Genomic DNA, 24,302 nt, shown 5'->3' with positions numbered 1-24,302 from the left:
AGATCGACGATGGGGCGTGCGTGAGAAAGCTGTGGGTGACGGTACTGCTGGTGATCGCTGCGGCCGTGATGGCTGTGTTCGGCTCGTGCGACCGGCCCGTCATCCCCGGTTTCTCCCCCGCCGAACCCGCTCCGGGTAGTCCCACTCGCACTCAGGTCGAGCAATTGCTCGCGCAGGTTCGCGTGGTCGCCGCCAGGCCCGACGCCCTCGGCTACGAGCGCGGATGCAAGAGCGGCGAAGGGTGTGTGTTCGGCCCGGCGTGGACGGACGACTACGACGGGCCGGGTGGTCACGACGGCTGCGGTACCCGCGACAACGTCCTGGCGCTGTCGATGACGGAAGTCGAATTCCGCGCCGGCACCCGCGACTGCGTCGTGCTGTCGGGTTCGCTCGCAGATCCGTACTCCGGTGAGCCGATGCAGTTCACCAAGGCCGATGCCGGAAAGATTCAGATCGATCACGTCTACCCCCTGTCCGCGGCGTGGGACATGGGCGCGAACACGTGGTTGCCCGACAAGCGAATTCGGTTCGCCAACGACGTGGCGTTCAATCTGCTCGCGGTCAATGGAGCCGACAATCAGAGCAAGAGCGACAAGACACCCTCGCAATGGTTACCGCCGAACGAGGCCTACCACTGCTTCTACGCGGGCAAATACCTGTCGGTCGCCGCCCAGTACGAGTTGCCGATCACCCAGGCCGATCAGGGTGTTCTCGCTTCGGTCGCCTCTACGTGCGCGGCGTAAAGTCTCAGCGATGGCACCAGTACACGCGCGCAGCTTCCTCGACCGTGAGACACAGCTCTGCATGTCCCTGTCCGGCCGACCGAGCAACATCGGAACACGCTTTCACAACTATCTCTACGACGAGTTGGACCTGAACTTCGTCTACAAGGCGTTCACCACCACCGACCTCGCCGCAGCGGTGGGAGGCGTTCGCGCGCTGGGCATTCGAGGCTGCGCCGTCTCCATGCCGTTCAAGGAAGATGTCATCGAATTGGTCGACGTGATGCACGAGTCCGCCAGCGCGATCGAATCCGTCAACACGATCGTCAACGAGAACGGCGTCCTGCACGCATACAACACCGACTACCAGGCCGTCGCGAGCCTACTCGGCGCGAGTGGCTTCTCCAACGATTACTCGGTGGCGGTCACCGGCAGCGGCGGTATGGCGAAAGCTGTCGTTGCCGCGCTGCGGGATTCGGGTTACACCCGGGGTACCGTCGTCGCCCGCAACTCGAACACCGGCCCTGCCGTCGCCGAGACCTACGACTACGACTGGTCCGCCGAAGCGGTGGGCGCAGACCTGCTGGTGAACGTGACCCCGGTGGGTATGGCCGGTGGACCGGACGCTGATTCGGCACCGTTCACCGACGAGCAGATCGACGCGGCGAAAGCCGTGTTCGACGTCGTCGCCATGCCGTCGGAGACGCCGCTGATCGTCGCCGCTCGGGCCGCCGACAAACCCGTGATCACCGGCGCTCAGGTCATCGCCCTGCAGGCAGCAGAACAGTTCGTCCTCTACACCGGAGTCCGGCCGTCGGACGAACAGATCGCGCGCGCATCGGAGTTCTCGCGCAGGTGACTCACAGGTGCTGCCACCGGGGCTTGTTGGCGTAGGCGTACCGGTAGTACTCCGCGAGTGCGAGCGACGACGCCGCGGCCTCGTCCAACAGCACCGTTGCGTGCGGGTGCCATTGAATGGCCGACGCCGGACAGTACGCCGACAGCGGTCCCTCGACGGCCGCCGCCACCGCGTCCGCTTTCGACTCCCCCGTTGCGATCAACACGAGGTGGCGCGCCTCGTCGATGGTGCCCAGCCCCTGCGTCAGTACGTGATGCGGTACGTCCTCGGGAGAATCGAAGAACCGGGCATTGTCGACGCGCGTCTGTTCGGTCAGCGTCTTCACCCGCGTCCGTGATTTCAGTGAAGATCCGGGCTCGTTGAAGCCGATGTGCCCGTCGGTGCCGATTCCGAGGATCTGGACATCGACGCCACCTGCGGCCGCGATCGCGGCGTCGTACCGCTGCGCCTCTGCCGCTATGTCGTCCGCTTCGCCGTCGGGCGAGAAGACCGCGGCGTCGTCCAGGTCGACGTGGTCGACGAAGTTGTCTCGAATGAACGAGAAGTACGACTGCTCAGCGGCTTTCGCCAGTCCGATGTACTCGTCGAGGAGGAAGGCGCGACAGTGCGCGAACGACAGGCCGTCCTCCCGATGCCGCCGCGCCAATTCGCGATACGTGCCCACCGGGGTCGACCCGGTTGCCAGGCCCAATACAGGACTGGAGCCGACTCGTACTACTCGTTCGACGATGTCGGCGGCCGTTCGATCCACTGCGTCGACCCCCTCTAGGATCACTACCTCCATCTAGCTGTCCTCTCCGATTGCAGTTCCGCCTCTGATCACCTGCAGTGGCTCGAACGCCGCGTCGACCACCAGGACGTCAGCTCTCATGCCCTGTTCGAGGCAACCGATCTCGGAGTCGAGGCCGATCGAGGCCGCCGGAGTCGACGATGCAGCCCGCACGGCCTCGACCAGGGGCACGCCGGCGTCCAGCACGGCTCGGCGCACCAGGTCCAGCACGGTAGCGGTTCCGCCCGCAATCGGAGCGGTCTCGTTGTCTGCGTCGCGGGACAACCGTGCAACCGCGTGGCGGACGGTCACATCCAGTGGTCCGAGTCGATAGCGACCGTCCGGCATGCCGGCTGCGGCCATCGCGTCGGACACCAGCGCGATCCGTGCGCCGCCGACGAGATCGAACACCGCACGCACGGTCTCGTCGGCGAGATGCACTCCGTCACCGATCAATTCGAGCACCATCACGCTGCGTGCCGCGGCCGCCAGGCACTCGCTCACCGGGCCCGGCGACCGATGATGCCAGGTCGGCATTCCGTTGAACAGGTGCGTTGCAGTCATGGGGCCGTTCCCCAACGACTCGATACCGCGTCGGGTGGTGAGCGCGTCGGCGTCCGTGTGCCCGATGCTCGGCAGTATTCCGTTCTCCCGCAACATCTTTGCGATGACCGCGAACCCGTCGATCTCGGGTGCCAGGGTCATCGACCGCACCGCGCCGCGGCCCGCGTCCAGTAGGTCGCGGAGCAGTCCGGGATCTCCGCTGCGCAGCGAGGCCGGATCCTGTGCGCCGCAGCGTGCGACGGCGAGAAACGGCCCCTCGAGGTGGACGCCTGCGATGTCACCGGATTCGTACAGATCGGCCAACAGCGACGTCTGCGCGATCAGCCGATCCGGCGGTGCCGACACCAGTGACGCGAGCATCGTCGTGGTCCCGCGAGAGCGGTGATGCCGTACCGCCGTCATGAGATCGACGGCCGGTGAATCCGGAAACGACGCCCCAGCTCCACCGTGGCAGTGCAGATCGACCAACCCGGGGAGGATCGTCGAATTCGTTTGCGGTACGGCCGCACCGGGCCACGCCGATGTCGGCCCGACCCACGAGATCCGGTCTCCCGTCGATGCGACGACGCCGTCCTCGATCACTCGGTCGCGCGTGACGACCCGTCCGCGGTGCGTCGTCGCAGTGGATGCGGTCATGCTCGATCGGGTTCGAGCACGGCGTCGTCCTCACGTCCGGGGGTGCGCAGGTTCCACTTCTTGATGACGAAGCTGAACAGGAAGTAGTAGATCACCGCGTACACCAGGCCGATCGGAATGAGCAGCCATGCCTTGGTGGCGATTCCGTAGTTCAGCAGGTAGTCGATGCCACCGGCGGAGAAGAAGAAGCCGTCGTGGATTCCGAGGGCATTGGTCAACGCCATCGAGGTTCCGGTCAACACTGCGTGGATGATGTAGAGCGGCCAGGCCACGAACATGAACGAGTATTCGAGCGGCTCGGTGATTCCGGTGACGAAGGCAGTCAGGCCGGTGGACAACATGATTCCGCCGACGATCTTCTTCTGCGACGGCTTGGCGTTGCGGTAGATCGCGAATGCCGCAGCGGGGAGGGCGAACATCATGATCGGGAAGAATCCGGTCATGAACACTCCGGCGGACGGGTCGCCGGCGAAGAACCGGTTCAGATCGCCGCGGACCAATTGACCGCTTGCATCCTGGTAGTCCCCCACCAGGAACCAGACGACGGAGTTCAGAATGTGGTGCAGCCCGGTGGGAATGAGCATGCGGTTGGCGAAGCCGTAGATTCCGCTGCCCACCACGCTGTGGTCGGCGACGGTGTTGCCCACCCATTGGAGAGCGCTGTAGAAGAGTGGGTACACGAACGACATGATCACGGCGACGACGAGTCCGGTGATCGCCGTCATGATCGGCACCAGACGACGGCCGCTGAAGAAGCCGAGATAGTCCGGCAGCTTCTGGCGATAGAAACGCTGCCAGAGAATTGCCGAGAGCAGTCCGATGACGATTCCTGCCAACACGCCGTAGTCGATCACGGCCGGGTCACCGTTGGCATCGACCTCTCCGTCGAGCACGACCGGCGACATTGCCGTGAAGACGCCGTTCATCACCATGTAGCCGACCACCGCTGCGAGCGCGGTCGAACCATCGGACTTCTTGGCCCAGCCGATGGCGATACCGACCGCGAAGATGAGGGGAAGCCAGGTGAAAACCGACTGACCGGCGGCGGAGATGACCGCAGCAGTGGTCTCCAGTGCGCTGAATCTCCCCAGCAGGTCGTCCTGACCGAGCCGCAGGAGAATTCCGGCGGCAGGCAGAACAGCGATCGGCAGCATGAGGCTGCGACCGAACCGCTGCAGCCCGGCCAATGATCGTGATTCCTTCTTCGGCTCGGTATCGATCGAGTCCGTCTTCTTCGGGGTCATGGCGACCTTCTCTTCGAGGCTGGTCCTTCGAGGGCGATTTCGCTGTTGTGACCGGATGCCATCAGGGGTACTGTCCGGTCATTACCAGTTGTAGTTTGGCCAGGTGGCAGGCTCGTGTCAACCCGGCCGTGTGATCCACCCGACAGATACAAGCCGACAGAAAGCGAGAATCCACATGTCCAAAGCGGACGCGATCGTCGAAGGCCTCGGCGGTGCCGACAACATCGTCGAGATCGAAGCGTGCATCACTCGGCTGCGCACCGAGGTGAAGGACGGGTCGTTGGTGAACGAGGCGGCGCTCAAGGCGGCAGGTGCCCACGGCGTATTTCACAAGGGAACCGCCGTTCAGGTCATCGTCGGCCCCGAAGCGGACACGCTCGCAGAAGACATCGGCGACATCCTGTGAGCGCACGGGCGATCCTCAGCCCGGTTGCCGGGCAGGTCATCTCGCTCGCCGATGTGCCGGACCCGGTGTTCTCGGCGCAGATGGTCGGCTCCGGTGTCGCGCTACGCCCGGCTCCGAGCGACGGGGCCGTCGAGGTTCGTTCACCGGTCGCGGGCACGATCCTCAAACTCCATCCGCACGCGTTCGTCGTCTTCACCGAGGACAAGGCGGGCGTGTTGGTGCACATCGGCATCGACACCGTGAAGATGAAGGGCGCGGGCTTCGAACTCGTTGCAGCAGAGGGTGATCGAATCCAGGCCGGCGACCTCGTCGTCACCTACGATCCCGCAGCGATCGCGGCGGCAGGCTACTCGGATGTCGTTCCGGTGGTACTGATGGACTCGAAGCCGGATTCGGTCACGAGTGCGAGCATCGACAACACCGTGGCAGTGGGCGATCTTCTGTTCGAGCTGCCCTGATCTCACCGACGCTGCGGGGTGCGTCGCCCGCCTTCGACTTCCATCGACAGTTGATACCGATCGCAGCGGTACCAGCTCTCGGTGTGTTCGAGCGGCTCGTCGCCGCTGAAGGAGACGCGGTCGAAATACAGCACGGGGGTGCCGCGCTTGGTGCCGAGCAGAGTGGCGGTATCGCTGTCGGCCGCAGTGGCTTTGACGGTCTGCTCAGCCCGGTCGATGGTCAATCCGTAATGGATCTGCACGGCCTCGTACACCGATTTGCTCAGGTCGTGCTCGATGAGGCCGGGGAGCAGGGAAGCCCGGTACCACGCGTCGTCGACGCTGACCGGTTCAGCGTCGGCCAGTCGTAGACGCTTGACGTGGTAGGTCTGTTCTCCGTCGGCCAGGCCGAGTGCACGAGTCGTTGCCGCCGAAGGGCTTTCGAGCCGTGCGAACAGCACCACCGTGGTAGGCGTCAATCCTTGCGCGCGCATCTCCTCCGAGAACGACGCCAGGTGCAAACGAGACTGCACGGTGCGACTGGCCACGAACGTGCCCTTGCCACGCACCCGAACCAGGTGTCCGTCGTTGACGAGCTGGCCGATGGCCTCGCGGACGGTGATGCGGCTGACGCCGTAGTCCTCCATCAGTTTTCGCTCGCTGGGCATGAGATCGCCGGGTTGCAACTCCTTGGTGCAGCGGTGCAACAGAATCGCGCGAAGCTGTTCGTGCTTCGGAACCTGACTGTCCCTCAGATGTACGGGCATCACCACTGCGCCGGCCTTTCCGTCACTCGCCGACCCAGCGGTACGGACTGGTCCGGTCCAACCCAAAGACTACGTCACGTCGACCGTGCCCCGACAGCGTTCGGCCACCGACTCGGAGCGCCGACCCGGCTCGACGGGAAACGACGCGACAGGCGACGGCCCACAGTGCATCATCGTCAGTCGTGACCACTGCCGACGCCGCCGACAGACCGACGCCGCTCTCGACCCCCGTCAGCGCGGGAATCGTGGCATCACTGGTCGGCTTCACCAGCTCGTTCGCCGTCGTGCTGACGGGCCTGCGGGCGGTAGGGGCCAGTCCGACCGAGGCGGCCTCCGGATTGCTGGCGCTGTGTGTCACCCAGGCCGTGGGCATGATGTGGCTCGCGCGCAGATACAGACAGCCCATCACGCTGGCGTGGTCGACGCCGGGCGCTGCGCTGCTCGCCGGAACCGGCATGGTGGTCGGAGGGTGGCCCGCCGCAGTGGGTTCGTTCGTCACTGTTGGGGTGCTGATCGTCCTGACCGGCCTGTGGCCACGACTCGGCGCCGCGGTCTCGAAGATCCCGATACCACTCGCTCAGGCGATGTTGGCCGGAGTGCTGCTACCGCTGTGCGCGGCACCGGTCGTTGCATTTGCCGACTCACCCGCCCGGATAGCTCCGGTGGTACTCGTCTGGCTCCTGGTACTTCGATTCAACGCGCGATGGGCGGTTCCCGCTGCGTTCCTCGCGGCGGCTGCAGTCATCGCAGCGGACTTGATCGGCGGCGGCACACCCATCGCGGCGTCCGATCTGATTCCTCGGATCGACTGGACGATTCCGCACTGGACGTGGCAGGCGACCGTCGGTATCGCGGTGCCGCTGTACATCGTCACCATGGCGTCGCAGAACATCCCGGGCACCACCGTCATGGCGTCGTTCGGCTACCGAATTCCTTGGCGTGCGTCGATGACCGTCACCGGAACCGGAACCGTCCTCGGGGCTTTCGCGGGTGGGCACACGATCAACCTCGCCGCGATCAGCGCTGCGCTCGCGGCGAATCCCGGTGCCCATCCGGACCCGAAGCGGCGTTGGGTCGCGGCTTTCTCCGCGGGCTCCTCGTATCTGGTGTTGGCGCTGCTGTCCGCGGCACTGGCAACCCTGGTTGCCGCAGCGCCTGCAGGCGTGGTCGAAACCGTTGCCGGACTTGCCTTGTTGGCAACTCTCGCGGCGTCGTTGTTCGGTGCACTCGAACATGCATCGGACAGGGAGGCGACCGTTCTGACGTTCCTCGTCGCCGCTTCCGGCCTGACGTTCGCAGGAATCGGCTCCGCATTCTGGGCACTGGTGGTCGGGCTGGTGGTCCGTGCGATCCTGCGTCGTCGGTCCCCGGCGACGCCCGCTCCCGACGCCACTGGTTAGGGTCACGTTCATGACCGATCAGGTGAACCCAGGGCCGGAGTTGTCGCACGCATCGGACTTTCCGGCTCTGTGGCCCGTGACGACGCGATGGGACGACAACGACCACTACGGCCACGTCAACAACGTCACCTACTACGCGTATTTCGATACCGCCGTCAACGGTTGGTTGATGGAGACGACGGGACTCGATATCCGGACGCTGCCGGCGATCGGTGTCGTCGCCGAAACCTCGTGCCGTTACCTGTCCGAGTTGAGCTTCCCGGATCGCCTTCAGGTGGGCTTGGCCGTCGAGAAGCTGGGCACCCGTAGCATCGTGTACTCGCTCGGGTTGTTCCGCGAGGCCGGCGACGATGCGTTGGAGCTGGCGGCGAGGGGTCGATTCGTACACGTGTACGTCGATGGGGTCACCCGTAAGCCGGTGGCGATTCCGCCCGAAATCGAGAGCGCAGCGCGCACTTTGGTGATCGGGACCGCGTCGAGCTGACCGACTAGAGGCCGATCTCGTCGGCCGTACGCAGTGCCCTGGTGACGATGTCGTCGATGAGCGTCGTGGTCGGCCCGCCTGCCACGGCCCGGTTTCGCGAGTCGGCTTCCATCCGCCGCATGACGCCTTCGGCGATGATCGAGAGCTTCCACAGCGCCAACACCTGCCAGAATCCGACGTCGGAGACGTCGCGCCCGGTGTGCTGCGCATACGACTCGACAAGCTCGGCCCTGGTGGGAAAGCCCGGCAGAGTCGACGCCATGAACGGACCGGCGACCCCGTCGTCGGCTTGCGGCCAGTAGGCCAGCAGACCGCCGAGGTCCGCCAACGGATCTCCGAGTGTGCACAGCTCCCAGTCGACGACCGCCGCGACACGGCCGTCTTCGCGGGCCGTGATGACGTTGCTGAGGTGGAAGTCGCCGTGCACCAGGGTCACCTCGTGCTGCGGAGGAATCCCCGCTGCCAATCGAGTTGCCAGCGAATCGATACCGGGTACGTCGCGAGTGCGCGAGGATTGCCACTGCTTCGTCCACCGGGCGAGTTGGCGAGCGGCGTACGGTTTGTGACTGGCCAGATCTGCCAGACCCGCGGAGTCGAGATCGACGCGGTGGATGTCGGACAGCGCCACCGTGAGGCCGAGTCCGATGCGGCGTCGGTGATCGGGGTCGAGTTGCTCGGCTGCCGCCACCGAGTCGACGACGATCCCGTCGACGAAACTCATCAGCACGAGCGGGACCTCGGACACCGAAGGATCCTCGGTGATCGCAATCATCTTCGGAACCGGCACCGCCGTGTTCTGCAGGCCGGACAGAATTCGATGTTCGCGCACGACATCGTGTGCGGAGGCCAGCAGATGCCCCAGTGGTGGACGTCGAAGCACCCAGTTACTGCCACCGGCGTCGCGGACGGCGTAGGTGAGATTGGACTGACCGTTGCCGATCCGCTGAAAGGTGAGGGGCGAGGTTGCGCCTATCCCCAATCCTGCGATCCAGGTCGATACTGCGTCTTCGTCCAGTCCCACTGCGCCCATACAGAACCCTCACTTCGCCGCGCGACACCGTTGTCGACTGCCGTCATCGGAATTCGACCGATAGTAGCGAAGCGGAACCTGCCCTGGTGCGAAAGACTCCGGGCTCGGGACGAGTCAGCTGGCGCGCACGAACGCGGGGACCAGCTCCGGTGCGGCAGGTGCTGCGGCCGGCACCGCTGCGCCGCGCTTGACGGCGATTTCGTCCACTTCACCGATCAGCATTGCGACCAACGTCTCCGGTTCGGCCGCCCACACCGAGGAGATGTTGCGCACCTCGGTCGGAGCGAAGAGGCCGCTGTTGGTCAGTGCATCGATCCACTCGGCGACGGCCTCGGCGGTGGGCTCGGGCACCGTGGATCGATCGAGGGAGTCCGCCTCGAACTCGTTGCAAAAGAAGGCGCGGACCATGTCGAGCTGTCCCTGAGACATTGCGGTCATGTTCTTCTCCTTCGAGTGTCCGGCGTCCGTAGTTGTCGAATACCCCGTGCCGACGGGTTACGACGGGTAGCACGGTCCGTTTCCAGATCGTTATCGTTTGGGCTGTAACGGTCGAATGCGGGTTTCCGATGCGGCTGAAACTACGCCCTTCCGGTGGGTCTCGCCCAGGGTGAACTGGACTATGTGAGTATCGTCACACAGATTTACCCATCCGATCAACGCTTTGCAACGAAGTCATAGTTCGCTTTACGAACTGCTGTGACGGGGAACAATGCGAGTACAAACGCCCAGCTGAGAGGGCCGAGGGCCGACCCGGGGTGCTGCTCGGCACTCGGACATGAGCACCACCGAATCGAATCCACTCCGCTCCGTTGCAGGTCAGAGGATTGTTCGGACACATGAAAACATGCTCGTGCACCTGCATTTGACGCTGAAACAAACTTCGAGAATTTGACGAGGCGGGCTCTGCTCCTCGACGATTCATGGTTCCGCACACGCGACCCGGTGTGATCGAATCGTTACCAGAGCAATGATCAGCCCGTTCCCAAGTTCCTCACATCCTCCGTTCAGCAGGTTCTGGCACCGTGGCACCCATGCCACCACCGAGCCTGGACTCCGGACCGATTCGCGCGTCGACCGACGCAGAGACGACTGCGCTGCCGTCCAGCACCTCGAGCCGCAGACGCAGGCGAGCCGTCATCGCGCGCTCGGCCGTGTCAGGCGCCTCTGCGGTCCTGCTGCTGATCTTCCTGATGTGGGCACCGCACATCGCAACCACGACCACCTGGGAATCGACCCCGGCCGCGGCACTGGCCGCTCATCTACTCGATGCGATCGATGTGACCGCGGTGTTGATCGCCGTAGCCGCGCTCGCCGTCGTGGCGCTGATACGCAAGCTGCCGTACGGAATCGGGGTGGTGATCGCCTGCACCGTCGGTGCCGTCGTGACCAGTGCGATCGCTCGCGAGATCATGGGAGCGTCGATGCCGTCCGCAGACCTTCCGAGCGGTCAACTCGTCGCCGTGGCCTCGCTGCTCGGAGCTGCATCCATGGTGGCGTCCGCGGCGTGGCGGCCCGTGATCCTCGGTCTGGGAACCGTCGCAACACTCGCAGTGGCGGCGGCCGCCCTGGTCGTCGGATCCGCGTCCGTCACCGGCATCGTGAGCGCCGCATCCATCGTGTTCGTGTGGTGGCCGGCGTGCTCGATCGTCATGCTCTTCTCGCCCGATGCAGCTGCCCGGGAAGCCCGCAATCCGATCGATACGGCCGCTCTGGCCGTTCGACGCAAGACGGGGCGCTCCCGGTGAAAAACAACCGGAGCGCCCCATCGGTACTGCTGACTGCCCGTGACTAGAGAGCCTTGAGCTCCTCGGTCACCTCCGAAACCGATTTCTTCGCGTCGCCGAACAGCATCGAGGTGCCCTCGGCGAAGAACAACGGGTTCTCGATGCCTGCGAATCCGGACGACATCGACCGCTTGAGAACGATGACCGACTTCGACTGATCGACGTTCAGGATCGGCATCCCGTGAATCGGGCTCGACGGATCGTTGCGCGCCGCCGGATTGGTCACGTCGTTCGCGCCGATGACCAACGTGACGTCGGTACGGGCGAACTCGTCGTTGATGTCGTCCATCTCCTTCATCGCGTCGTACGCGACGTCGGCTTCGGCAAGGAGCACGTTCATGTGCCCGGGCATGCGACCGGCGACGGGGTGAATGGCGTACTTGACCTCGACGCCCTTCGACTCCAGCAGCTTGGCCATGTCCTTGACCGCGTGCTGCGCCTGCGCAACGGCGAGGCCGTATCCGGGAACGACGATGACCTGGTTGGCGTACGCCATCTGGATGGCAGCGTCAGCTGCGGAGGTGGCCTTCGCCGTTCCGCCGCCTGCACCCGCAGGACCTGCAGCAGCGTCGCCCCCGCCGAATCCACCGGCGACGATCGCCGGAATGGAACGGTTCATGGCCTTGGCCATCAGGTTGGTCAGGATCGTGCCGGACGCGCCGACGATCATGCCGGCGACGATCATCGCAGTGTTGTTGAGCGCCAGGCCTGCGGCCGCCGCAGACAGACCGGTCAGAGCGTTGAGCAGCGAGATGACGACCGGCATGTCCGCACCGCCGATGGGCAGCACGACCGTCAGACCGAGAATTCCGGCGAGTACGAGAACCGCTACGATCCACCACTGCGACACCCCGCCGCCCGGAGTGGCGTTGATGCCGATGACCACGGCGGCGCCCACAGCACCGACCAGCAGCAGAGCATTGAGCGGCTGCTGCAACTTGCCGATGGTGATGGGCGAGCCGGGCAGGGTCTCCTGCAGCTTGAGGAACGCGATCAGCGATCCCCAGAACGAGATCGACCCGATGATGGCCGCGAACAGCGACCCGATGACGATGTGGACCGTCGGCGATTCACCGTGCTTGAAGTTCGAGAATCCCGACGTGTCGAGGAATTCCGCCCACGCGATCAGCGCAACCGTTCCACCGCCGACGCCGTTGAACAGGGCCACCAACTGTGGCATCGCGGTCATCTTCACTCGGCGAGCAGGCGGGATACCGAGCGCGACGCCGACGACCAGGCCGACGACGATCAGAATCCAGTTTTCGGTATCGCGAACAGAGATCAACGTCGCCACGACGGCGAGGAACATGCCGACAGCGGCGATCTGGTTGCCACGCACGGCTGTCTTCGGTCCGGTCAGACCCATCAGTCCGTAGATGAACATGCCGAAGGCGACGATGTAGAGAATGTTGACGAGATTGTCCATCAGGAGTCAGCACCCTTCGTGGCCTTGGCAGGAACGGGCTTGGACTTGAACATGCCGAGCATGCGGTCGGTGACCACGAATCCACCGATGACGTTGACCGTTCCGAACACGAGAGCGACGAACAGGATGACCTGCAGGCCGATGGACGGATCCTCGACCTTGCCGAGCACCACCAGGGCACCGAGCACGACGATGCCGTGGATGGCATTGGTTCCCGACATCAACGGGGTGTGCAAGGTGTTGGGCACCTTGGAGATCACCGCGAAGCCGACGAACCCGGACAGCACCAGGATCGCGATGTTCGCGAGCAGCGGGGTGTACATCAGTTCTCCTTCTCACGTGTCACGCAGGCACCGGCGAGAACCTCGTCCGAGAAATCCGGAGCGAGCTTGCCGTCGACCAACATGAGTTCGAGCAATGCCGAGATGTTCTTCGAGTACAGCTCGCTGGCGTGCTCGGGCATCGAGGCCGGCAGGTTCAACGGGGAGCAGATGGTGACGTCGTGCTTGACGACGGTCTCGCCGGGCTCGGTGAGTTCACAGTTGCCACCGGTTTCCCCTGCGAGGTCGACCACGACGCTGCCCGGCTTCATGCCCTCGACGGCCGCGGCCGTGACCAATCGCGGGGCAGGGCGTCCGGGAACCAACGCGGTCGTGATGACCACGTCGAATCCCTTGATGGCCTCTTCGAGAGCCTTCTGCTGTTGCACCCGCTCGTCTTCGGTCAGCTCACGCGCGTATCCGCCCTCGCCAGCGGCGTCGATCCCCAGATCCAGCCACTGCGCGCCGACGGATCGAACCTGATCTGCCACCTCCGGACGCACGTCGTATCCGGTGGGGCGGCCGCCGAGACGCTTCGCGGTGGCGAGCGCCTGCAGACCTGCCACGCCGACGCCCAGCACCAGCACGGTAGCGGGCTTGACGGTGCCCGCAGCGGTGGTGAGCATCGGGAAGAACCGGGTGGACTCCGACGCTGCCAACAGCACGGCCTTGTAGCCGGCGACGTTGGCCTGAGAGGACAGTGCGTCCATCACCTGCGCCCGTGAGATCCGCGGGATCGCCTCGACGGCGAAAGCCTGTACTCCGGCCGCCTTCAACGCCCCGATGCTGTTCTCCGCGTTGCGCGGTGCCAGAAATCCGATGAGCGTCGAACCCGACGTCAGCTTGGCGATCTCGGCGTCGGACGGCGGCGCGACCTTCACCACGACGTCGGCCGACCATGGATCACCGATGGTCGCTCCGGCGGCGACGTACAACTCGTCGGGAATCAGAGCGCCGAGACCGGCGCCGGACTCGACGACGATCTCGACGCCCTTGCCCGCCAGGGAGGCAACGATCTTGGGCACCAGAGCGACACGACGTTCGCCCTCCCCCGATTCCCGAATCACACCGACGACAGTCGTGGATCCCGAACCCTTCTCAGTGCTCTGCGATGTATCCAAATCTCCGTCTTCCTGCGTTGAATGGTGTCCACGAATCGACCAACGGCTCCGAGCCTGCGACGAGCGGACGAACCCATGCGACAAGGCACAAGGTCCCTGATAGTAGCCAGAGGAGACAGACCGCGGGTAGCCCGGAACACAGTCCGATTCGTTCTGAATCGAGTCCGTTTCGACATTCCTCGGCCACGGGGAGCGCAATTGTGATGCGCGCCATATGGGTCTATCGGTGATGAACGGACCCTACAGTGACAACCGTGGAACCTTGCATCTTCTGTGCCATCGTCGCGGGCGACGCTCCCGCGCATCGCGTGTTCGAGAACGACCATGCTGTCGCGTTTCTCGACATTCGGCCGGTCACTCGCGGCCACCTGCTCGTCGTTCCGCGCGAGCACGCCACCGATCTGAATGCGACCCACCCGGACGCGGCCGCAGACGTGTTTCGCGTCGGGCACACGCTGGCGCGCGCGGTCCGGCACTCGGACCTGCGCGCCGACGGAGCCAATCTCGTGATCAACGACGGTAAGGCCGCATTTCAGACGGTCTTCCACCTGCATCTGCACGTGGTGCCTCGTTGGCATCGGGACCGCTTCCGGTTCGCGGCCGGCTTCGTGACACGTCGTCTGAGTGAGCCCGAGCGTGTCGCGGACGCCGTTCGTGTCGGGTTGGCCCGGCTCGATGGCGAACCGACGGCATGAAGCTGTTCCTGTCGTCGTACCGATTCGGTGGCCACTCCGACGCTTTCGTCGAGCTCACCGGCCCACCGTCCGATCTCGCCGTGATTGCGAACGCATCGGACGCGTGGCCGCGCGCCGCTCGCGAATCCTCGCTCACAAGCGAGTTCGTTCCGCTGCGGGCGCTCGGGTATCGGCCTGCCGAGCTGGATCTGCGCGAGTACGTGGGTCGGTCCGCTGCTCTCGAGCGCGCACTCGACGACTTCGGCGCAGTGTGGGTTCGCGGGGGCAATACGTTCGTCCTGCGCGCTCAACTCGCCCGCTCGGGCGCAGACGAGGTCATCGCCGAGCGTGTTCGGCGAGGATCGATCGTGTACGGCGGATACAGCGCGGGCGCGTGTGTTGCCGCACCGTCGTTGATCGGCGTCGAGGACGCGGACGACCCCGGCGAGGTTCGGCCCGCAACAGGTGTCGATCCGGTGTGGACCGGACTGGGCCTGGTCGGTTTCTCGATCGTCCCGCACCTGAATTCCGTTCTGGACGAGAACGATTCGGGGCAAGCAACGATGCAGCGCCTGCGCAGGGACGGCATCGACTGCCGTGGGTTGACCGACGAACAGGCCATCGTCGTCGATGCGTCGGGAACGCGTGTGCTCGGTAGTTGACCGTCCGTCGGCCCGGGCGAGTCTTCAGCCCAGGCGAGCAAGTGGAGCGAGTCGGTCCAGCGAGGACCACGCCAGCGAGCACCGTCTGGCGGTCATTTCGTCCGCATCGAGCACCAGCATGTCGAACAACTGGCGAGGGGCCTGATGCCACGAGTCGGCAATCTGCGCGATGGCTGCTCGATCGAAGAGCCCCGACTGTGTCAACGCCTGAACCCACTCGTCGATCTCGCCTCGGTGAATGCGCTCGATGGTGTCGTATTCGATTCCGCCCCCGAGAAATTCGTACGAGAACATCGCGGCCACGTAGTTCCAGGAGTCACTTCCGGGATCGATCATGGTGCAGCCTCCTTGTCGACTCGCACCGCGTGGAGTGCGAGGTTCGCTGCGCTGGACGCTAGCGTGGCGAACTACAAATTTACGTGTCGACGACGCATCGATCTGGTAACGCCTGAGGCTGGTGTTACTGATGTGACTCACTTCCATCAAACGCTCACCCTCTCCCCGACGGGGTGGGTAAAGTCCGAGTTCGTGCGCACCCGAGCCGTTGCAGCCTTGATCGCTGCGGTCGCATGCGGGCTGTTCGGATGCTCGAACACGCCGGCCACCGAGGCCGGTCCGGATACGTCCGAGACGGCCGACCGACCCATCACCGAAGAACTCTTCGTCGGTGAATGCGGCTCGATGGACGACGCAGAAGTGCAGGAACTCACGGCCGTATCCGACCTGACGGCGGTGTCCGAGAACGCCATTCGTTGCCGCTGGGAATCCACGAGCGGCGCGTACGCGATGTTCACCTGGTACCGCGGCAGCCCCATCGACCGAGAGAGTTCCGTGGCCGAGGCCGTCGGTCGCACCATCGAGCGCATCGATGTGGACGGTCACCCTGGATTCACCGCCGCGGCGTCGGGAGCGTCGTGCGAGGCCGGAGTCGAGAACGGGGACGGCTTCGTGCACTGGTCCGTCAACTTCGTGGTCGACGGCCCCCGCGATTCCTGCGACGTCGTCGAGGATCTGGCCAGAATCACGATCTCGAAGGCGAAGTAGCCCGATGTCGACATTCCGCTCCGCCGATTCCACCCGCCGCGTCGTCGCCGCTGTCCTCGTCACTGCGGCCGTCGGTACCGGATGCACCACCACCGTGACCGGTACGGCCGTGCCCGCTCGATCCGGCGGCAGTGGGCAGTTCGACAAGCTGCTCGAGGAGTGCATCGCCGTCCCCGATCCCACCATCGCCGAAACAGTGGGTGCCGACCTCGTCGAGCAGTACTTCTACGGTGCAGTGTGCATGTGGACCGGCATCGGCGGCGGCGGACTCATCGATGTGACTTTCGCCTGGTTCGAGAACGATGCACTACCGCGCGAGCGAGACCTGGCCGATCGGCTCGGCTACGCGACCGAAGACGTCGCCGTTGCCGGCACCACGGCGTTCCTGTCACGACGGCCGGACGATCCGTCGTCGTGCGGAATCAGCGCGGCGTACTCGGGTGTCATCACTTGGTGGGTGCAGTACCGAGGCGCCAGTCCGGCCGACCCGTGCGCCGCCGCCACCGAACTCGCAGAACTGACGCTGCAACGCAATCAGTGACCGAGCGCCGACCGGCCCCGACTCCACCGCACACGCGGCCGTGACACACTCGAGTGGCGACGGTCACAACTTCGATGTGAGGAGACCGAGATGTCGGTGACGACCGATACAGATGCCCGCCTGAGCGAGCTCGAATCCCTGCTGTCACCCGGCGCGGTGGTCACCGACCCGGACATCACCGAGGGCTACCGACGCGACTGGGCGAAGGATCCCGACGCCGGCACCCCACTGGCCGTCGTGCGCGCACAATCCACCGAGGACGTTCGTGCCGTCATGCGGTGGGCCACCGAGCACAACGTGGCGGTCGTCCCACGCGGCGCCGGGTCGGGCCTGTCCGGTGGTGCCACCGCCGTGGACGGCGGAATCGTGCTCACCACCGAGTTGATGCGTGAGATCGCCGTCGACCCGGTGACCCGCATCGCCGTTGTACAACCCGGGCTGCTCAACGTCGAGGTCAAGAAGGCCGTCGCAGAACACGGCCTCTGGTACCCACCGGACCCGTCCTCGTTCGAGATGTGCTCCATCGGAGGCAATGCGGCCACCAATGCGGGCGGCCTGTGCTGTGTGAAGTACGGCGTCACCACCGATTACGTTCTCGGTCTCGAGGTCGTCCTGGCCGACGGTACCGCCGTCCGACTGGGTGGGCCACGCCTGAAAGATGTTGCGGGCCTGTCCCTTGCGAAGCTGTTCGTCGGCTCCGAGGGCACGCTGGGCATCATCACCGAGATCACTCTTCGACTGATCCCGGCGCAACCTCCCGCCAGTACGGTGGTCGCGTCGTTCGCGTCGGTGCACGACGCGACCGCCGCAATTCTGGCCATCACCCGGAACCTGCGGCCGTCGATGCTCGAGTTCATGGACCGCGCGTCCATCGGTGCCGTCGAAGATGCCATGAACATGGGACTCGATCGCGAGGCGGCAGCGATGCTCATTGCTCGGTCCGACTCCCCCGGCGCCGACCGAGGTCGCGAGATCGAGATCATGGCGGCCGCGTGCACCGAGGCCGGCGCATCGGATGTCTTCACCACCGACGACCCCGACGAGGGTGAGGCCTTCGCTGCCGCACGGCGATTCGCCATTCCCGCGGTCGAGCGACTCGGCAGCCTGCTGCTCGAGGACGTCGGCGTTCCACTGCCCGCACTTCCGGCCCTCGTCGGCGGAATCGCCGAGCTGTCCACGAAATACGATGTGCTGGTGGCGGTCATCGCCCACGCCGGTGACGGCAACACCCACCCCTTGATCGTCTTCGACCCCGAGGACGCCGACATGACACGGCGCGCCAACATCGCCTTCGGCGCGATCATGGATCTGGCGATTTCGTTGGGCGGCACCATCACCGGCGAACACGGCGTCGGTCGCCTCAAGAAGGCCTGGCTGCCCGATCAGGTCGGTGAGGACGTCATGGAACTCACCCGCAGGATCAAGACTGCCCTCGATCCAGCGGGCATCCTCAACCCCGGTGCGGTGCTGTGATCACCCGTCGACGGTGAACCCGTCCGCCACCGTCAACACCTCGTCGAGGATTTCCAGTCCCTGACGAATCTCGTCCTCGGACGTCGTCAGCGGCGGCGCGATCTGGAGGCGATTGCCCGATACGAAGGGCCACAGACCGCGGGACTTCGCCGCTGCGGTCACCGTGCCCATGACCGCCGCGTCCTTGCCCGACGCGGCGAACGGCACCAACGGTTCCCTCGTCCGGCCGTCCTTGACCAATTCGACTGCCCAGAAGAATCCCTTGCCGCGCACCTCGCCCACGCTCGGATGAGATTCGGCCAGCTTCGACAGGCCCGCCCCGAGTACGTCCTCGCCGACGTGACGCACGTGCGGAAGAATCTTGTCGCGCTCGAACACTCCGATGGATGCCACGCCGGCCGCGCACCCGAGCACGTGACCGGAATAGGTCAACCCGCCGGGATAGGGCTTGTGATCGAACTGCGAGGCGATCTTCTCCGAGATGACCACCCCGCCCAGAGGCACGTACCCGGAGTTGACGCCCTTGGCGAACGTGATCAGATCCGGTGTCACATCCCAGGCCTGGCATGCGAACCATTCGCCGATTCGCCCGAACCCGACCATCACTTCGTCGGCGATGTAGACGATTCCGTACTTGTCGCACAGCGCCCGAACGCCGGCCAGATATCCGGGCGGCGGGATCAGCACACCGTTGGTGCCGATGACCGATTCGAGGATCAGTCCGGCGATGTTCTGCGCACCCTCGAGCACGATGACCTGTTCGAGGTGTGCCAGTGCTGCGGCCGTTTCGTCCTCGGGAGTCGTTGTCCCCCATGGTGACCGGTAGGGATACGGCCCGAAGAACCGGACGACGTCGACGTTGGTGGGTTCGGTGCCCCAACGCCTCGGCTCACCGGTGAGACCGATCGCAACTCCGGTTCCACCGTGGTACGAGCGGTACGCCGCAAGCATCTTCGTGCGTCCGGTGTGCTGTCGCGCCAGCCGCACCGCGTGCTCGACGGCTTCTGCGCCACCGGTCGTGAAGAACACTCGGTTCAGATCACCCGGCGCACGTTCGGCGATCAACGCCGCGAGTTCACTGCGCTTGTTGTTGGCCACGGTCGGAGAGATGGTCGTCAGAACCTGGGCCTGTTCGACGATGGCGGCGACGACGTCAGGGTGTTGATGTCCGAGGTTGACGTTGACCAACTGTGACGAGAAGTCCAGGTATCGCTTGCCCTTGTCGTCCCAGAACCACGATCCCTCCGCACCCTCGACGGTGATCGGATTCAGTTCGGCCTGCGCCGACCAGGAGTAGAACACGTGATCCATCTACTTGCCGCCTTCCTCCAGTGTGACCTCCATCGGAGCGTACGACTCTCCGGTCACGTCCACACCGTCGGCCTTCAACAAATCCAAAGCCTCGGTGACGTACTCGTTGGTGTACGCCTCGGCGTCGGGGTCGGCCGTCAGCACGGTCGATCCCTCGGCATTCCGGGTGGACTTCGCGATGTCGACCGTCTGCTGCCAGGCCGCCTCGTCGATCATTCCGATCCCGTCCGAGGACGGCCAGATCAGTTTGTTGACTTCGTTGACCTGCCACAACTGATGACTCGCGCCGAGTGTCGAGCCCGCAGCGACGGTGATGTCGCGGCACGTCTCGACGTTGTCGCGGCAGAATATCCAGCCCTTCAACGATGCCGCCAAGAATTTGACGGTCTGCTCCCGGTACGCCTCGTCGGAGAGCTTGTCGGTATTGGCCCAGATCGCGTCCTGCAGCATCGCGACGCCGTCGTCGTTCCAGTTCAGCGACGTGAAATCGTCCTCGGTGTAGAGCGCACCGGTTGCGGGGTTCACGGTCTCGAGCAACTGGGCGTACTCGTTGTAGGACATCGCCTGGGCTGCGGCGATATCTCCGGACAGAAGGCCGTTCATGTCGAACTGCTGCTGCACCAACGTCACGTCGGAGGGACTGACCCCGGCCTTGGTCATACCGGCGAACAGCTCGAATTCGTTGCCGTAGCCCCAGTTTCCGACGGTCTTGCCCTGGAGGTCGGCCGGTGTGGCGATGTTCTGATCCTTGAACGAGACCTGCAATGTGCCCGACTTCTGATAGATCTGGGCCACGTCGGTGATGCCGGCTCCGGCCTCACGGGATGCGAGCGCCTTGGGTACCCACGCGACGGCGTAATCGGCCTGCCCCTGGGCGAGCACGGTTTGCGGAACGATATCCGTTCCACCGTCGAGGATTTCGACGTCCAGCCCCTGTTCCGCATAGAAACCCTGATCGACGGCGGCGAGGTAGCCCGCGAACTGGCCCTGTTTGAACCACTGCAGTTGCAGCTTGATCGTGGTGTTCCCGTCGGCCGCGGTGTCGGTGTCGGTCGTGGTGGTGCTGCAGGCCGAGGCGACCACCGCCAGAGCCATGACGACGGCGAGAAGGGGTCGGGGGGTTCGAGTGATGTTCATATCCATCTTTCCTGGGGACGACGCCGGGACACGAGTTTCTCGAGCAACAGAACAACCACGAAGAAGAGCAAACCGACTGCGATGGCACCCATCACGTAGGCCCACGCCCGGGGGTAGGCCGTGTTCGCCGCGGCGGAGGTGATCCGCGACCCCAAACCGTTCTGCAGTCCACCGAAGTACTCGCAGATGATGGCAGCAATGACAGCATTGGGAGCGGCAACCCGCAACCCGGTGAAGATGTGCGGAACGGCGGATGGGAGGCGAACGATGCGGGTGAACTGCCAACCGCCGACGGCATACGATGCCATCAGGTCGTGGTGCACGGCCGAGACCTGCCGCAATCCTTTTGCCGCGCTGACGAATACCGGGAAGAACACGACGATGGTCACCACGAGTCGCCGCGGTAGGTCGGTGGTCGAGGAGAACATCGAGTTGAACACCGGCGCAAGAGCGACGATGGGAACGGCTGCGGCACCCGCCGCCAACGGGGTGAGCAGTTCGTCGACGATCCGCAGGCGAACCGCGGCCATTGCTGCGAGGAGACCCAGGACCGAACCTGCAATCAACCCCACGAGAGCATTGGTTCCCGTTGCCAGACTTGCCGATCCGATGTTGCCGAGGTTGCGCACGAATTGCTCGGCGATGGCGCTCGGCGACGGCAGCAGGAACGACGGAACCCCCGCGACGACCGTGAGCAACTGCCACAGTGCGAGCGCCGCCGCCCCGAACACCACCGGTGGCAGCCAGAGCTTCATCGCAGATCCGCACTGCGAACCGTACGGCCGTGCAATGCGTCACGAACCGCGGTGATGGACGCGAAGAACTCCGCCGATTCGCGTGGATCCCCGTTCGCATCGAAACTGTCGATCGTGAGTGTGTCGACGATCCGTCCCGGCCGAGGGGACATGACAACCACCCGATCGGACAGGTACACCGCTTCGGGAATCGAGTGGGTCACGAACACCACTGCTGCGCTGGACTCCTCGGCGATGCGGAGTAGGTCGTTCTGCATCTTCTCGCGGGTCATCTCGTCCAGGGCCCCGAACGGTTCGTCCATCAACAACAGTCCCGGCGTTCGAGCCAGCGCCCGCGCGATCGCCACTCGTTGCTGCATCCCACCGGACAGCTGGCTGGGAAATTTCTCTGCGAAATCGGTGAGTCCGACGAGGTTCAGCAACTCGCGAACCCGTTCTGCCCGCTGACGTTTGGGAACCTTGTGCAGTTCCAGCGGCAATGCGACGTTCGATTGCACTGTGCGCCAATCGAGCAGCCCTGCCTGTTGAAAGGCGATGCCGTACTTCTGTTCGACACGGGCTCGGCGAGCGGACAGGCCGAACACCGATACCGAACCGGACGTCGGTTGCTCGAGATCGGCCACGATGCGGAGCAACGTCGACTTACCGCACCCCGAAGGCCCGATCAGCGAGACGAATTCACCGGGGTTGATCGCGAGCGATACATCCTCCAGCGCAGTCACTCCCCCGTCGAACGTCTTCCCCACGCCCTCGACGAGTACCGCATACTCGGTCATGACCGATCCTTTCGACCGGGCGAGCGGCCCGCATAACGGCCGAGCGCGATATCGAGCAGCGATACCAGTGCGGTCACCACCAACCCGAGCACCGCTGCGCCGAGAACAGCGGCGTACAGGCGGGACGCGTCTCCAGTTGCCTGCTGCGAGAACACGATGATCTGCCTACCGATACCGCCGGTCGTTCCGGTGGAGATTTCGGCGACCACGGCACCGATCACGGCTGCGGCTGCAGCCAGACGCAGCGCCGGAATCAGATGCGGCACAGAGGCGGGCAGGCGAAGTCGAACGAGGGTGCTCCACCATCCGGCCGCGTAACTGTGCATCAGATCGAGTGCTGCCCGATCGGGTGCACGCAGGCCGCGCAGCATTCCCACCGCCACCGGGAAGAACGCGAGATACGACGCGATGACGGTGATGCTCATCCACGGCTGCCAGGCGTAACCGCCGATGGCGATCTTCCCGCCCCAGCCCGCGACGAGCGGTGCCAACGCGATCAGCGGAACCGTCTGCGAGACGATCACATACGGCAACACGGACCGCTCGACCCACACGAACCGTTGCATCGTCACGGCCAGCAACAGCCCGACCACCGTCCCCAGCGCGAACCCGAGTACGGCGAGCCCGAACGTGAACAGTCCACTGGACACGATTGCGGCACCGACACTGCGAGCGCCGGCGACGTTCACCTCGGGCTCGGTCAGCGCCGCCAACACCGACCACACGTGCGGTAGTGCACCGTCGTCGGTACGCGGCAGCACCCGCACTCCGGCGACACTCACCCCGTTCTCGGGGACGAGCACTTTCACCAGCTCCCAGACCGCCAGCAACGAGCCGACGGCCACCATTGCCATCACCGGACGCCGCACTCCTCGATTCGCACCGGCGGAAGTGGGTGCCACCACCGCAGCCTGATCGAGCAGACTCGTCACGACGTTGCCGTCACGCTCGGGCGGATCTGCGGAATGATGCTCTCTCCGTAGGCCTCGAGTGTCGCGGCCTTGGCGTCGTGCTGCAGGTACACCGAGAACTGGTCGACGCCGAGAGTTTCCAGCTCTTTCAGCTTGGCGATGTGATCGGCCGGGGTGCCCAGTAGGCAGAACCTGTCGATCACCTCGTTCGGAACGAATTCTGCGTGCGAGTTTCCTGCTCGACCGTGCTCGTTGTAGTCGTACCCTTTGCGCGCTGCGATGTAGTCGGTGAGAGCCTGCGGAACACCACCGCCATCGCCGCCGTATCGCGAGACGATATCGGCGACGTGGTTGCCGACCATCCCGCCGAACCAACGACACTGATCTCGGGCGTGTTCGAGCCCTGCGTCGGTACCGTCGGTCACGTAGGCGGGAGCTGCAACGCAGATCGAGATCGAATCCGGGTCGCGACCCGCCTGCTCGGCCGCAGCGCGGACCCGGCCGATCGTCCAAGCCGCGATATCGGGATCGGCGAGCTGCAGTATGAACCCGTCCGCCACCTGCCCGGTGAGCTCGAGGGCTTTGGGTCCGTACGCCGCAACCCATACCTCGAGCCGGGACCGCTCCGCCCACGGGAACTGCACCGTCGTCTCACCGACGCGGGCGCTGCGCCCGTTGGCCAGGCTTCGGATCACCTCTATCGATTCCCGCAGCGTTGCAAGGGTTGTCGGCTTGCCGCCGAGGGCACGGACCGCCGAATCACCGCGGCCGATGCCACAGACAGTCCGATTGCCGAACATGTCGTTGAGCGTCGCGAACGTCGATGCCGTCACCGTCCAGTCACGGGTGGCGGGATTGGTGACCATCGGGCCGACGGTCACCCGTCTCGTCGCGGCCAGAATTTGGCTGTAGATGACGTACGGTTCCTGCCACAGCAGGTGCGAATCGAATGTCCACACGTGCGAGAAACCATGTGTCTCGGCCTGTCTGGCCAGGTCGACCACACGGGACGCAGGCGGATTGCACTGGAGCACTACCCCGATGTCCAT

The 24,302-nt window shown here is 64.8% G+C and carries 28 protein-coding genes; 12 read left to right on the top strand and 16 right to left on the bottom strand.

Annotated features, from left to right (window positions below; genetic code table 11):
• The first annotated feature begins 68 nt into the window (after window positions 1-68).
• Together QM590_RS15665 and QM590_RS15660 are read left to right on the top strand one after the other, a co-directional pair.
• The gene (locus QM590_RS15665) at window positions 69-743 is read left to right on the top strand and encodes an HNH endonuclease family protein (RefSeq protein ID WP_269595654.1); all 675 of its coding nucleotides are present in this window, start codon (window positions 69-71) and stop codon (window positions 741-743) included.
• Between the two features lie 10 nt (window positions 744-753).
• Window positions 754-1,581, top strand: coding sequence for a shikimate 5-dehydrogenase (locus QM590_RS15660; RefSeq protein WP_269595628.1), 828 nt, complete (start codon window positions 754-756; stop codon window positions 1,579-1,581).
• Window position 1,582: 1 nt separating this feature from the next.
• On the opposite strand, the gene nagB is transcribed toward QM590_RS15660, so the two are convergent.
• Genes nagB through QM590_RS15645 form a run of 3 tightly spaced genes read right to left on the bottom strand, consistent with a single transcriptional unit; the run spans window position 1,583 to window position 4,794 of the window.
• Window positions 1,583-2,365 (bottom strand): glucosamine-6-phosphate deaminase, encoded by a 783-nt coding sequence (gene nagB / locus QM590_RS15655; protein ID WP_269595627.1) that lies wholly within the window; start codon window positions 2,363-2,365, stop codon window positions 1,583-1,585.
• A complete protein-coding gene (locus tag QM590_RS15650; RefSeq protein ID WP_269595626.1) occupies window positions 2,366-3,550 on the bottom strand; it encodes an N-acetylglucosamine-6-phosphate deacetylase in 1,185 nt (394 codons plus the stop codon).
• Window positions 3,547-4,794, bottom strand: a complete 1,248-nt coding sequence (locus QM590_RS15645; protein WP_068048343.1) for a PTS transporter subunit EIIC — start codon at window positions 4,792-4,794, stop codon at window positions 3,547-3,549. The genes QM590_RS15650 and QM590_RS15645 overlap by 4 nt, the downstream gene beginning before the upstream one ends.
• A 175-nt stretch (window positions 4,795-4,969) precedes the next feature.
• Between QM590_RS15645 and QM590_RS15640 the strand changes: the two genes are divergently transcribed.
• Both QM590_RS15640 and QM590_RS15635 read left to right on the top strand, forming a co-directional pair.
• Window positions 4,970-5,200, top strand: coding sequence for a PTS sugar transporter subunit IIB (locus tag QM590_RS15640; RefSeq protein ID WP_032393491.1), 231 nt, complete (start codon window positions 4,970-4,972; stop codon window positions 5,198-5,200).
• Window positions 5,197-5,658 (top strand): PTS sugar transporter subunit IIA, encoded by a 462-nt coding sequence (locus QM590_RS15635; RefSeq protein ID WP_094638592.1) that lies wholly within the window; start codon window positions 5,197-5,199, stop codon window positions 5,656-5,658. Before QM590_RS15640 ends, QM590_RS15635 begins: the two co-directional genes overlap by 4 nt.
• A gap of 2 nt (window positions 5,659-5,660) precedes the next feature.
• Here the strand turns inward: QM590_RS15635 and QM590_RS15630 are convergent, their stop codons facing one another.
• Window positions 5,661-6,404 (bottom strand): GntR family transcriptional regulator, encoded by a 744-nt coding sequence (locus QM590_RS15630; protein ID WP_411741351.1) that lies wholly within the window; start codon window positions 6,402-6,404, stop codon window positions 5,661-5,663.
• A gap of 182 nt (window positions 6,405-6,586) precedes the next feature.
• On the opposite strand from QM590_RS15630, the gene QM590_RS15625 reads away from it, so the two are divergent.
• Together QM590_RS15625 and QM590_RS15620 are read left to right on the top strand one after the other, a co-directional pair.
• Window positions 6,587-7,804: a benzoate/H(+) symporter BenE family transporter gene (locus QM590_RS15625; protein WP_269595625.1), complete on the top strand. Its 1,218-nt coding sequence runs from the start codon at window positions 6,587-6,589 to the stop codon at window positions 7,802-7,804.
• A gap of 10 nt (window positions 7,805-7,814) precedes the next feature.
• Window positions 7,815-8,288, top strand: coding sequence for an acyl-CoA thioesterase (locus QM590_RS15620; RefSeq protein ID WP_149408053.1), 474 nt, complete (start codon window positions 7,815-7,817; stop codon window positions 8,286-8,288).
• Between the two features lie 4 nt (window positions 8,289-8,292).
• Here QM590_RS15620 and QM590_RS15615 read toward each other — a convergent pair whose 3' ends face one another.
• Complete coding sequence (locus tag QM590_RS15615) at window positions 8,293-9,318, bottom strand: phosphotransferase family protein (protein ID WP_094669475.1); 1,026 nt, start codon at window positions 9,316-9,318, stop codon at window positions 8,293-8,295.
• 114 nt (window positions 9,319-9,432) lie between these two features.
• Window positions 9,433-9,756, bottom strand: a complete 324-nt coding sequence (locus QM590_RS15610; RefSeq protein WP_269595624.1) for a hypothetical protein — start codon at window positions 9,754-9,756, stop codon at window positions 9,433-9,435.
• Between the two features lie 593 nt (window positions 9,757-10,349).
• Here QM590_RS15610 and QM590_RS15605 point away from each other — a divergent pair.
• Window positions 10,350-11,063 carry a hypothetical protein gene (locus tag QM590_RS15605; protein ID WP_269595623.1) on the top strand — a complete coding sequence of 238 codons (714 nt, stop codon included), beginning with the start codon at window positions 10,350-10,352 and terminating at the stop codon, window positions 11,061-11,063.
• A gap of 43 nt (window positions 11,064-11,106) precedes the next feature.
• Here the strand turns inward: QM590_RS15605 and QM590_RS15600 are convergent, their stop codons facing one another.
• Genes QM590_RS15600 through QM590_RS15590 form a run of 3 tightly spaced genes read right to left on the bottom strand, consistent with a single transcriptional unit; the run spans window position 11,107 to window position 13,969 of the window.
• On the bottom strand, window positions 11,107-12,528 hold the full coding sequence (locus QM590_RS15600; protein ID WP_269595622.1) for an NAD(P)(+) transhydrogenase (Re/Si-specific) subunit beta: 1,422 nt from the start codon (window positions 12,526-12,528) through the stop codon (window positions 11,107-11,109).
• The gene (locus tag QM590_RS15595; protein WP_068048360.1) at window positions 12,528-12,851 is read right to left on the bottom strand and encodes an NAD(P) transhydrogenase subunit alpha part 2; all 324 of its coding nucleotides are present in this window, start codon (window positions 12,849-12,851) and stop codon (window positions 12,528-12,530) included. The genes QM590_RS15600 and QM590_RS15595 overlap by 1 nt, the downstream gene beginning before the upstream one ends.
• Window positions 12,851-13,969 (bottom strand): Re/Si-specific NAD(P)(+) transhydrogenase subunit alpha, encoded by a 1,119-nt coding sequence (locus tag QM590_RS15590; protein WP_269595618.1) that lies wholly within the window; start codon window positions 13,967-13,969, stop codon window positions 12,851-12,853. Before QM590_RS15590 ends, QM590_RS15595 begins: the two co-directional genes overlap by 1 nt.
• A gap of 245 nt (window positions 13,970-14,214) precedes the next feature.
• On the opposite strand from QM590_RS15590, the gene QM590_RS15585 reads away from it, so the two are divergent.
• Together QM590_RS15585 and QM590_RS15580 are read left to right on the top strand one after the other, a co-directional pair.
• Entirely contained in the window at window positions 14,215-14,664 is a 450-nt protein-coding gene (locus tag QM590_RS15585; protein ID WP_394855348.1) for an HIT family protein, read from the top strand.
• Window positions 14,661-15,305 (top strand): Type 1 glutamine amidotransferase-like domain-containing protein, encoded by a 645-nt coding sequence (locus tag QM590_RS15580; RefSeq protein WP_269595615.1) that lies wholly within the window; start codon window positions 14,661-14,663, stop codon window positions 15,303-15,305. The genes QM590_RS15585 and QM590_RS15580 overlap by 4 nt, the downstream gene beginning before the upstream one ends.
• Before the next feature lie 24 nt (window positions 15,306-15,329).
• On the opposite strand, the gene QM590_RS15575 is transcribed toward QM590_RS15580, so the two are convergent.
• Complete coding sequence (locus tag QM590_RS15575) at window positions 15,330-15,641, bottom strand: hypothetical protein (protein ID WP_068048371.1); 312 nt, start codon at window positions 15,639-15,641, stop codon at window positions 15,330-15,332.
• A gap of 192 nt (window positions 15,642-15,833) precedes the next feature.
• Between QM590_RS15575 and QM590_RS15570 the strand changes: the two genes are divergently transcribed.
• The 3 genes from QM590_RS15570 to QM590_RS15560 all read left to right on the top strand — a co-directional run bounded on the left by QM590_RS15570 (window position 15,834) and on the right by QM590_RS15560 (window position 18,363).
• Window positions 15,834-16,349: a DUF3558 domain-containing protein gene (locus QM590_RS15570; RefSeq protein WP_269595613.1), complete on the top strand. Its 516-nt coding sequence runs from the start codon at window positions 15,834-15,836 to the stop codon at window positions 16,347-16,349.
• A 4-nt stretch (window positions 16,350-16,353) separates the two neighbouring features.
• Window positions 16,354-16,890, top strand: a complete 537-nt coding sequence (locus QM590_RS15565) for a DUF3558 domain-containing protein (protein WP_269595612.1) — start codon at window positions 16,354-16,356, stop codon at window positions 16,888-16,890.
• Window positions 16,891-16,980: 90 nt separating this feature from the next.
• Window positions 16,981-18,363 carry an FAD-binding oxidoreductase gene (locus QM590_RS15560; protein WP_269595611.1) on the top strand — a complete coding sequence of 461 codons (1,383 nt, stop codon included), beginning with the start codon at window positions 16,981-16,983 and terminating at the stop codon, window positions 18,361-18,363.
• On the opposite strand, the gene QM590_RS15555 is transcribed toward QM590_RS15560, so the two are convergent.
• The 6 genes from QM590_RS15555 to QM590_RS15530 are packed head-to-tail and all read right to left on the bottom strand — an operon-like array spanning window position 18,364 to window position 24,302.
• Window positions 18,364-19,674 carry an aspartate aminotransferase family protein gene (locus tag QM590_RS15555; protein ID WP_269595610.1) on the bottom strand — a complete coding sequence of 437 codons (1,311 nt, stop codon included), beginning with the start codon at window positions 19,672-19,674 and terminating at the stop codon, window positions 18,364-18,366. It abuts the gene before it with no gap.
• A complete protein-coding gene (locus tag QM590_RS15550) occupies window positions 19,675-20,811 on the bottom strand; it encodes an ABC transporter substrate-binding protein (protein ID WP_269595609.1) in 1,137 nt (378 codons plus the stop codon).
• Window positions 20,808-21,566: an ABC transporter permease gene (locus QM590_RS15545; protein ID WP_269595608.1), complete on the bottom strand. Its 759-nt coding sequence runs from the start codon at window positions 21,564-21,566 to the stop codon at window positions 20,808-20,810. Before QM590_RS15545 ends, QM590_RS15550 begins: the two co-directional genes overlap by 4 nt.
• Window positions 21,563-22,342, bottom strand: a complete 780-nt coding sequence (locus tag QM590_RS15540) for an ABC transporter ATP-binding protein (protein ID WP_269595607.1) — start codon at window positions 22,340-22,342, stop codon at window positions 21,563-21,565. Before QM590_RS15540 ends, QM590_RS15545 begins: the two co-directional genes overlap by 4 nt.
• Window positions 22,339-23,274 (bottom strand): ABC transporter permease, encoded by a 936-nt coding sequence (locus QM590_RS15535; RefSeq protein ID WP_149408065.1) that lies wholly within the window; start codon window positions 23,272-23,274, stop codon window positions 22,339-22,341. Before QM590_RS15535 ends, QM590_RS15540 begins: the two co-directional genes overlap by 4 nt.
• Window positions 23,271-24,302 (bottom strand): TIGR03842 family LLM class F420-dependent oxidoreductase, encoded by a 1,032-nt coding sequence (locus QM590_RS15530; RefSeq protein WP_094615603.1) that lies wholly within the window; start codon window positions 24,300-24,302, stop codon window positions 23,271-23,273. The genes QM590_RS15535 and QM590_RS15530 overlap by 4 nt, the downstream gene beginning before the upstream one ends.

This window comes from Rhodococcus sp. IEGM 1372 (assembly GCF_030056835.1).
Classification (GTDB): domain Bacteria; phylum Actinomycetota; class Actinomycetes; order Mycobacteriales; family Mycobacteriaceae; genus Rhodococcoides.
The sequence above is the reverse complement of the archived record's forward strand: the minus strand, read 5'-3'. Positions and strand labels throughout refer to the sequence as shown.

Bases quoted from the DNA above. Each gene is read 5' to 3' on its own strand.
- QM590_RS15630 (WP_411741351.1), bottom strand. From the start codon at position 6,404: ATGCCCGTACATCTGAGGGACAGTCAGGTTCCGAAGCACGAACAGCTT.
- QM590_RS15575 (WP_068048371.1), bottom strand. From the start codon at position 15,641: ATGATCGATCCCGGAAGTGACTCCTGGAACTACGTGGCCGCGATGTTC.
- QM590_RS15540 (WP_269595607.1), bottom strand. From the start codon at position 22,342: ATGACCGAGTATGCGGTACTCGTCGAGGGCGTGGGGAAGACGTTCGAC.
- QM590_RS15600 (WP_269595622.1), bottom strand. From the start codon at position 12,528: ATGGACAATCTCGTCAACATTCTCTACATCGTCGCCTTCGGCATGTTC.
- QM590_RS15660 (WP_269595628.1), top strand. From the start codon at position 754: ATGGCACCAGTACACGCGCGCAGCTTCCTCGACCGTGAGACACAGCTC.
- QM590_RS15640 (WP_032393491.1), top strand. From the start codon at position 4,970: ATGTCCAAAGCGGACGCGATCGTCGAAGGCCTCGGCGGTGCCGACAAC.
- QM590_RS15665 (WP_269595654.1), top strand. From the start codon at position 69: ATGGCTGTGTTCGGCTCGTGCGACCGGCCCGTCATCCCCGGTTTCTCC.
- QM590_RS15605 (WP_269595623.1), top strand. From the start codon at position 10,350: ATGCCACCACCGAGCCTGGACTCCGGACCGATTCGCGCGTCGACCGAC.
- QM590_RS15650 (WP_269595626.1), bottom strand. From the start codon at position 3,550: ATGACCGCATCCACTGCGACGACGCACCGCGGACGGGTCGTCACGCGC.
- QM590_RS15555 (WP_269595610.1), bottom strand. From the start codon at position 19,674: ATGGATCACGTGTTCTACTCCTGGTCGGCGCAGGCCGAACTGAATCCG.
- QM590_RS15580 (WP_269595615.1), top strand. From the start codon at position 14,661: ATGAAGCTGTTCCTGTCGTCGTACCGATTCGGTGGCCACTCCGACGCT.
- QM590_RS15595 (WP_068048360.1), bottom strand. From the start codon at position 12,851: ATGTACACCCCGCTGCTCGCGAACATCGCGATCCTGGTGCTGTCCGGG.
- nagB (WP_269595627.1), bottom strand. From the start codon at position 2,365: ATGGAGGTAGTGATCCTAGAGGGGGTCGACGCAGTGGATCGAACGGCC.
- QM590_RS15560 (WP_269595611.1), top strand. From the start codon at position 16,981: ATGTCGGTGACGACCGATACAGATGCCCGCCTGAGCGAGCTCGAATCC.
- QM590_RS15565 (WP_269595612.1), top strand. From the start codon at position 16,354: ATGTCGACATTCCGCTCCGCCGATTCCACCCGCCGCGTCGTCGCCGCT.
- QM590_RS15610 (WP_269595624.1), bottom strand. From the start codon at position 9,756: ATGACCGCAATGTCTCAGGGACAGCTCGACATGGTCCGCGCCTTCTTT.
- QM590_RS15545 (WP_269595608.1), bottom strand. From the start codon at position 21,566: ATGAAGCTCTGGCTGCCACCGGTGGTGTTCGGGGCGGCGGCGCTCGCA.
- QM590_RS15550 (WP_269595609.1), bottom strand. From the start codon at position 20,811: ATGAACATCACTCGAACCCCCCGACCCCTTCTCGCCGTCGTCATGGCT.
- QM590_RS15615 (WP_094669475.1), bottom strand. From the start codon at position 9,318: ATGGGCGCAGTGGGACTGGACGAAGACGCAGTATCGACCTGGATCGCA.
- QM590_RS15530 (WP_094615603.1), bottom strand. From the start codon at position 24,302: ATGGACATCGGGGTAGTGCTCCAGTGCAATCCGCCTGCGTCCCGTGTG.
- QM590_RS15645 (WP_068048343.1), bottom strand. From the start codon at position 4,794: ATGACCCCGAAGAAGACGGACTCGATCGATACCGAGCCGAAGAAGGAA.
- QM590_RS15620 (WP_149408053.1), top strand. From the start codon at position 7,815: ATGACCGATCAGGTGAACCCAGGGCCGGAGTTGTCGCACGCATCGGAC.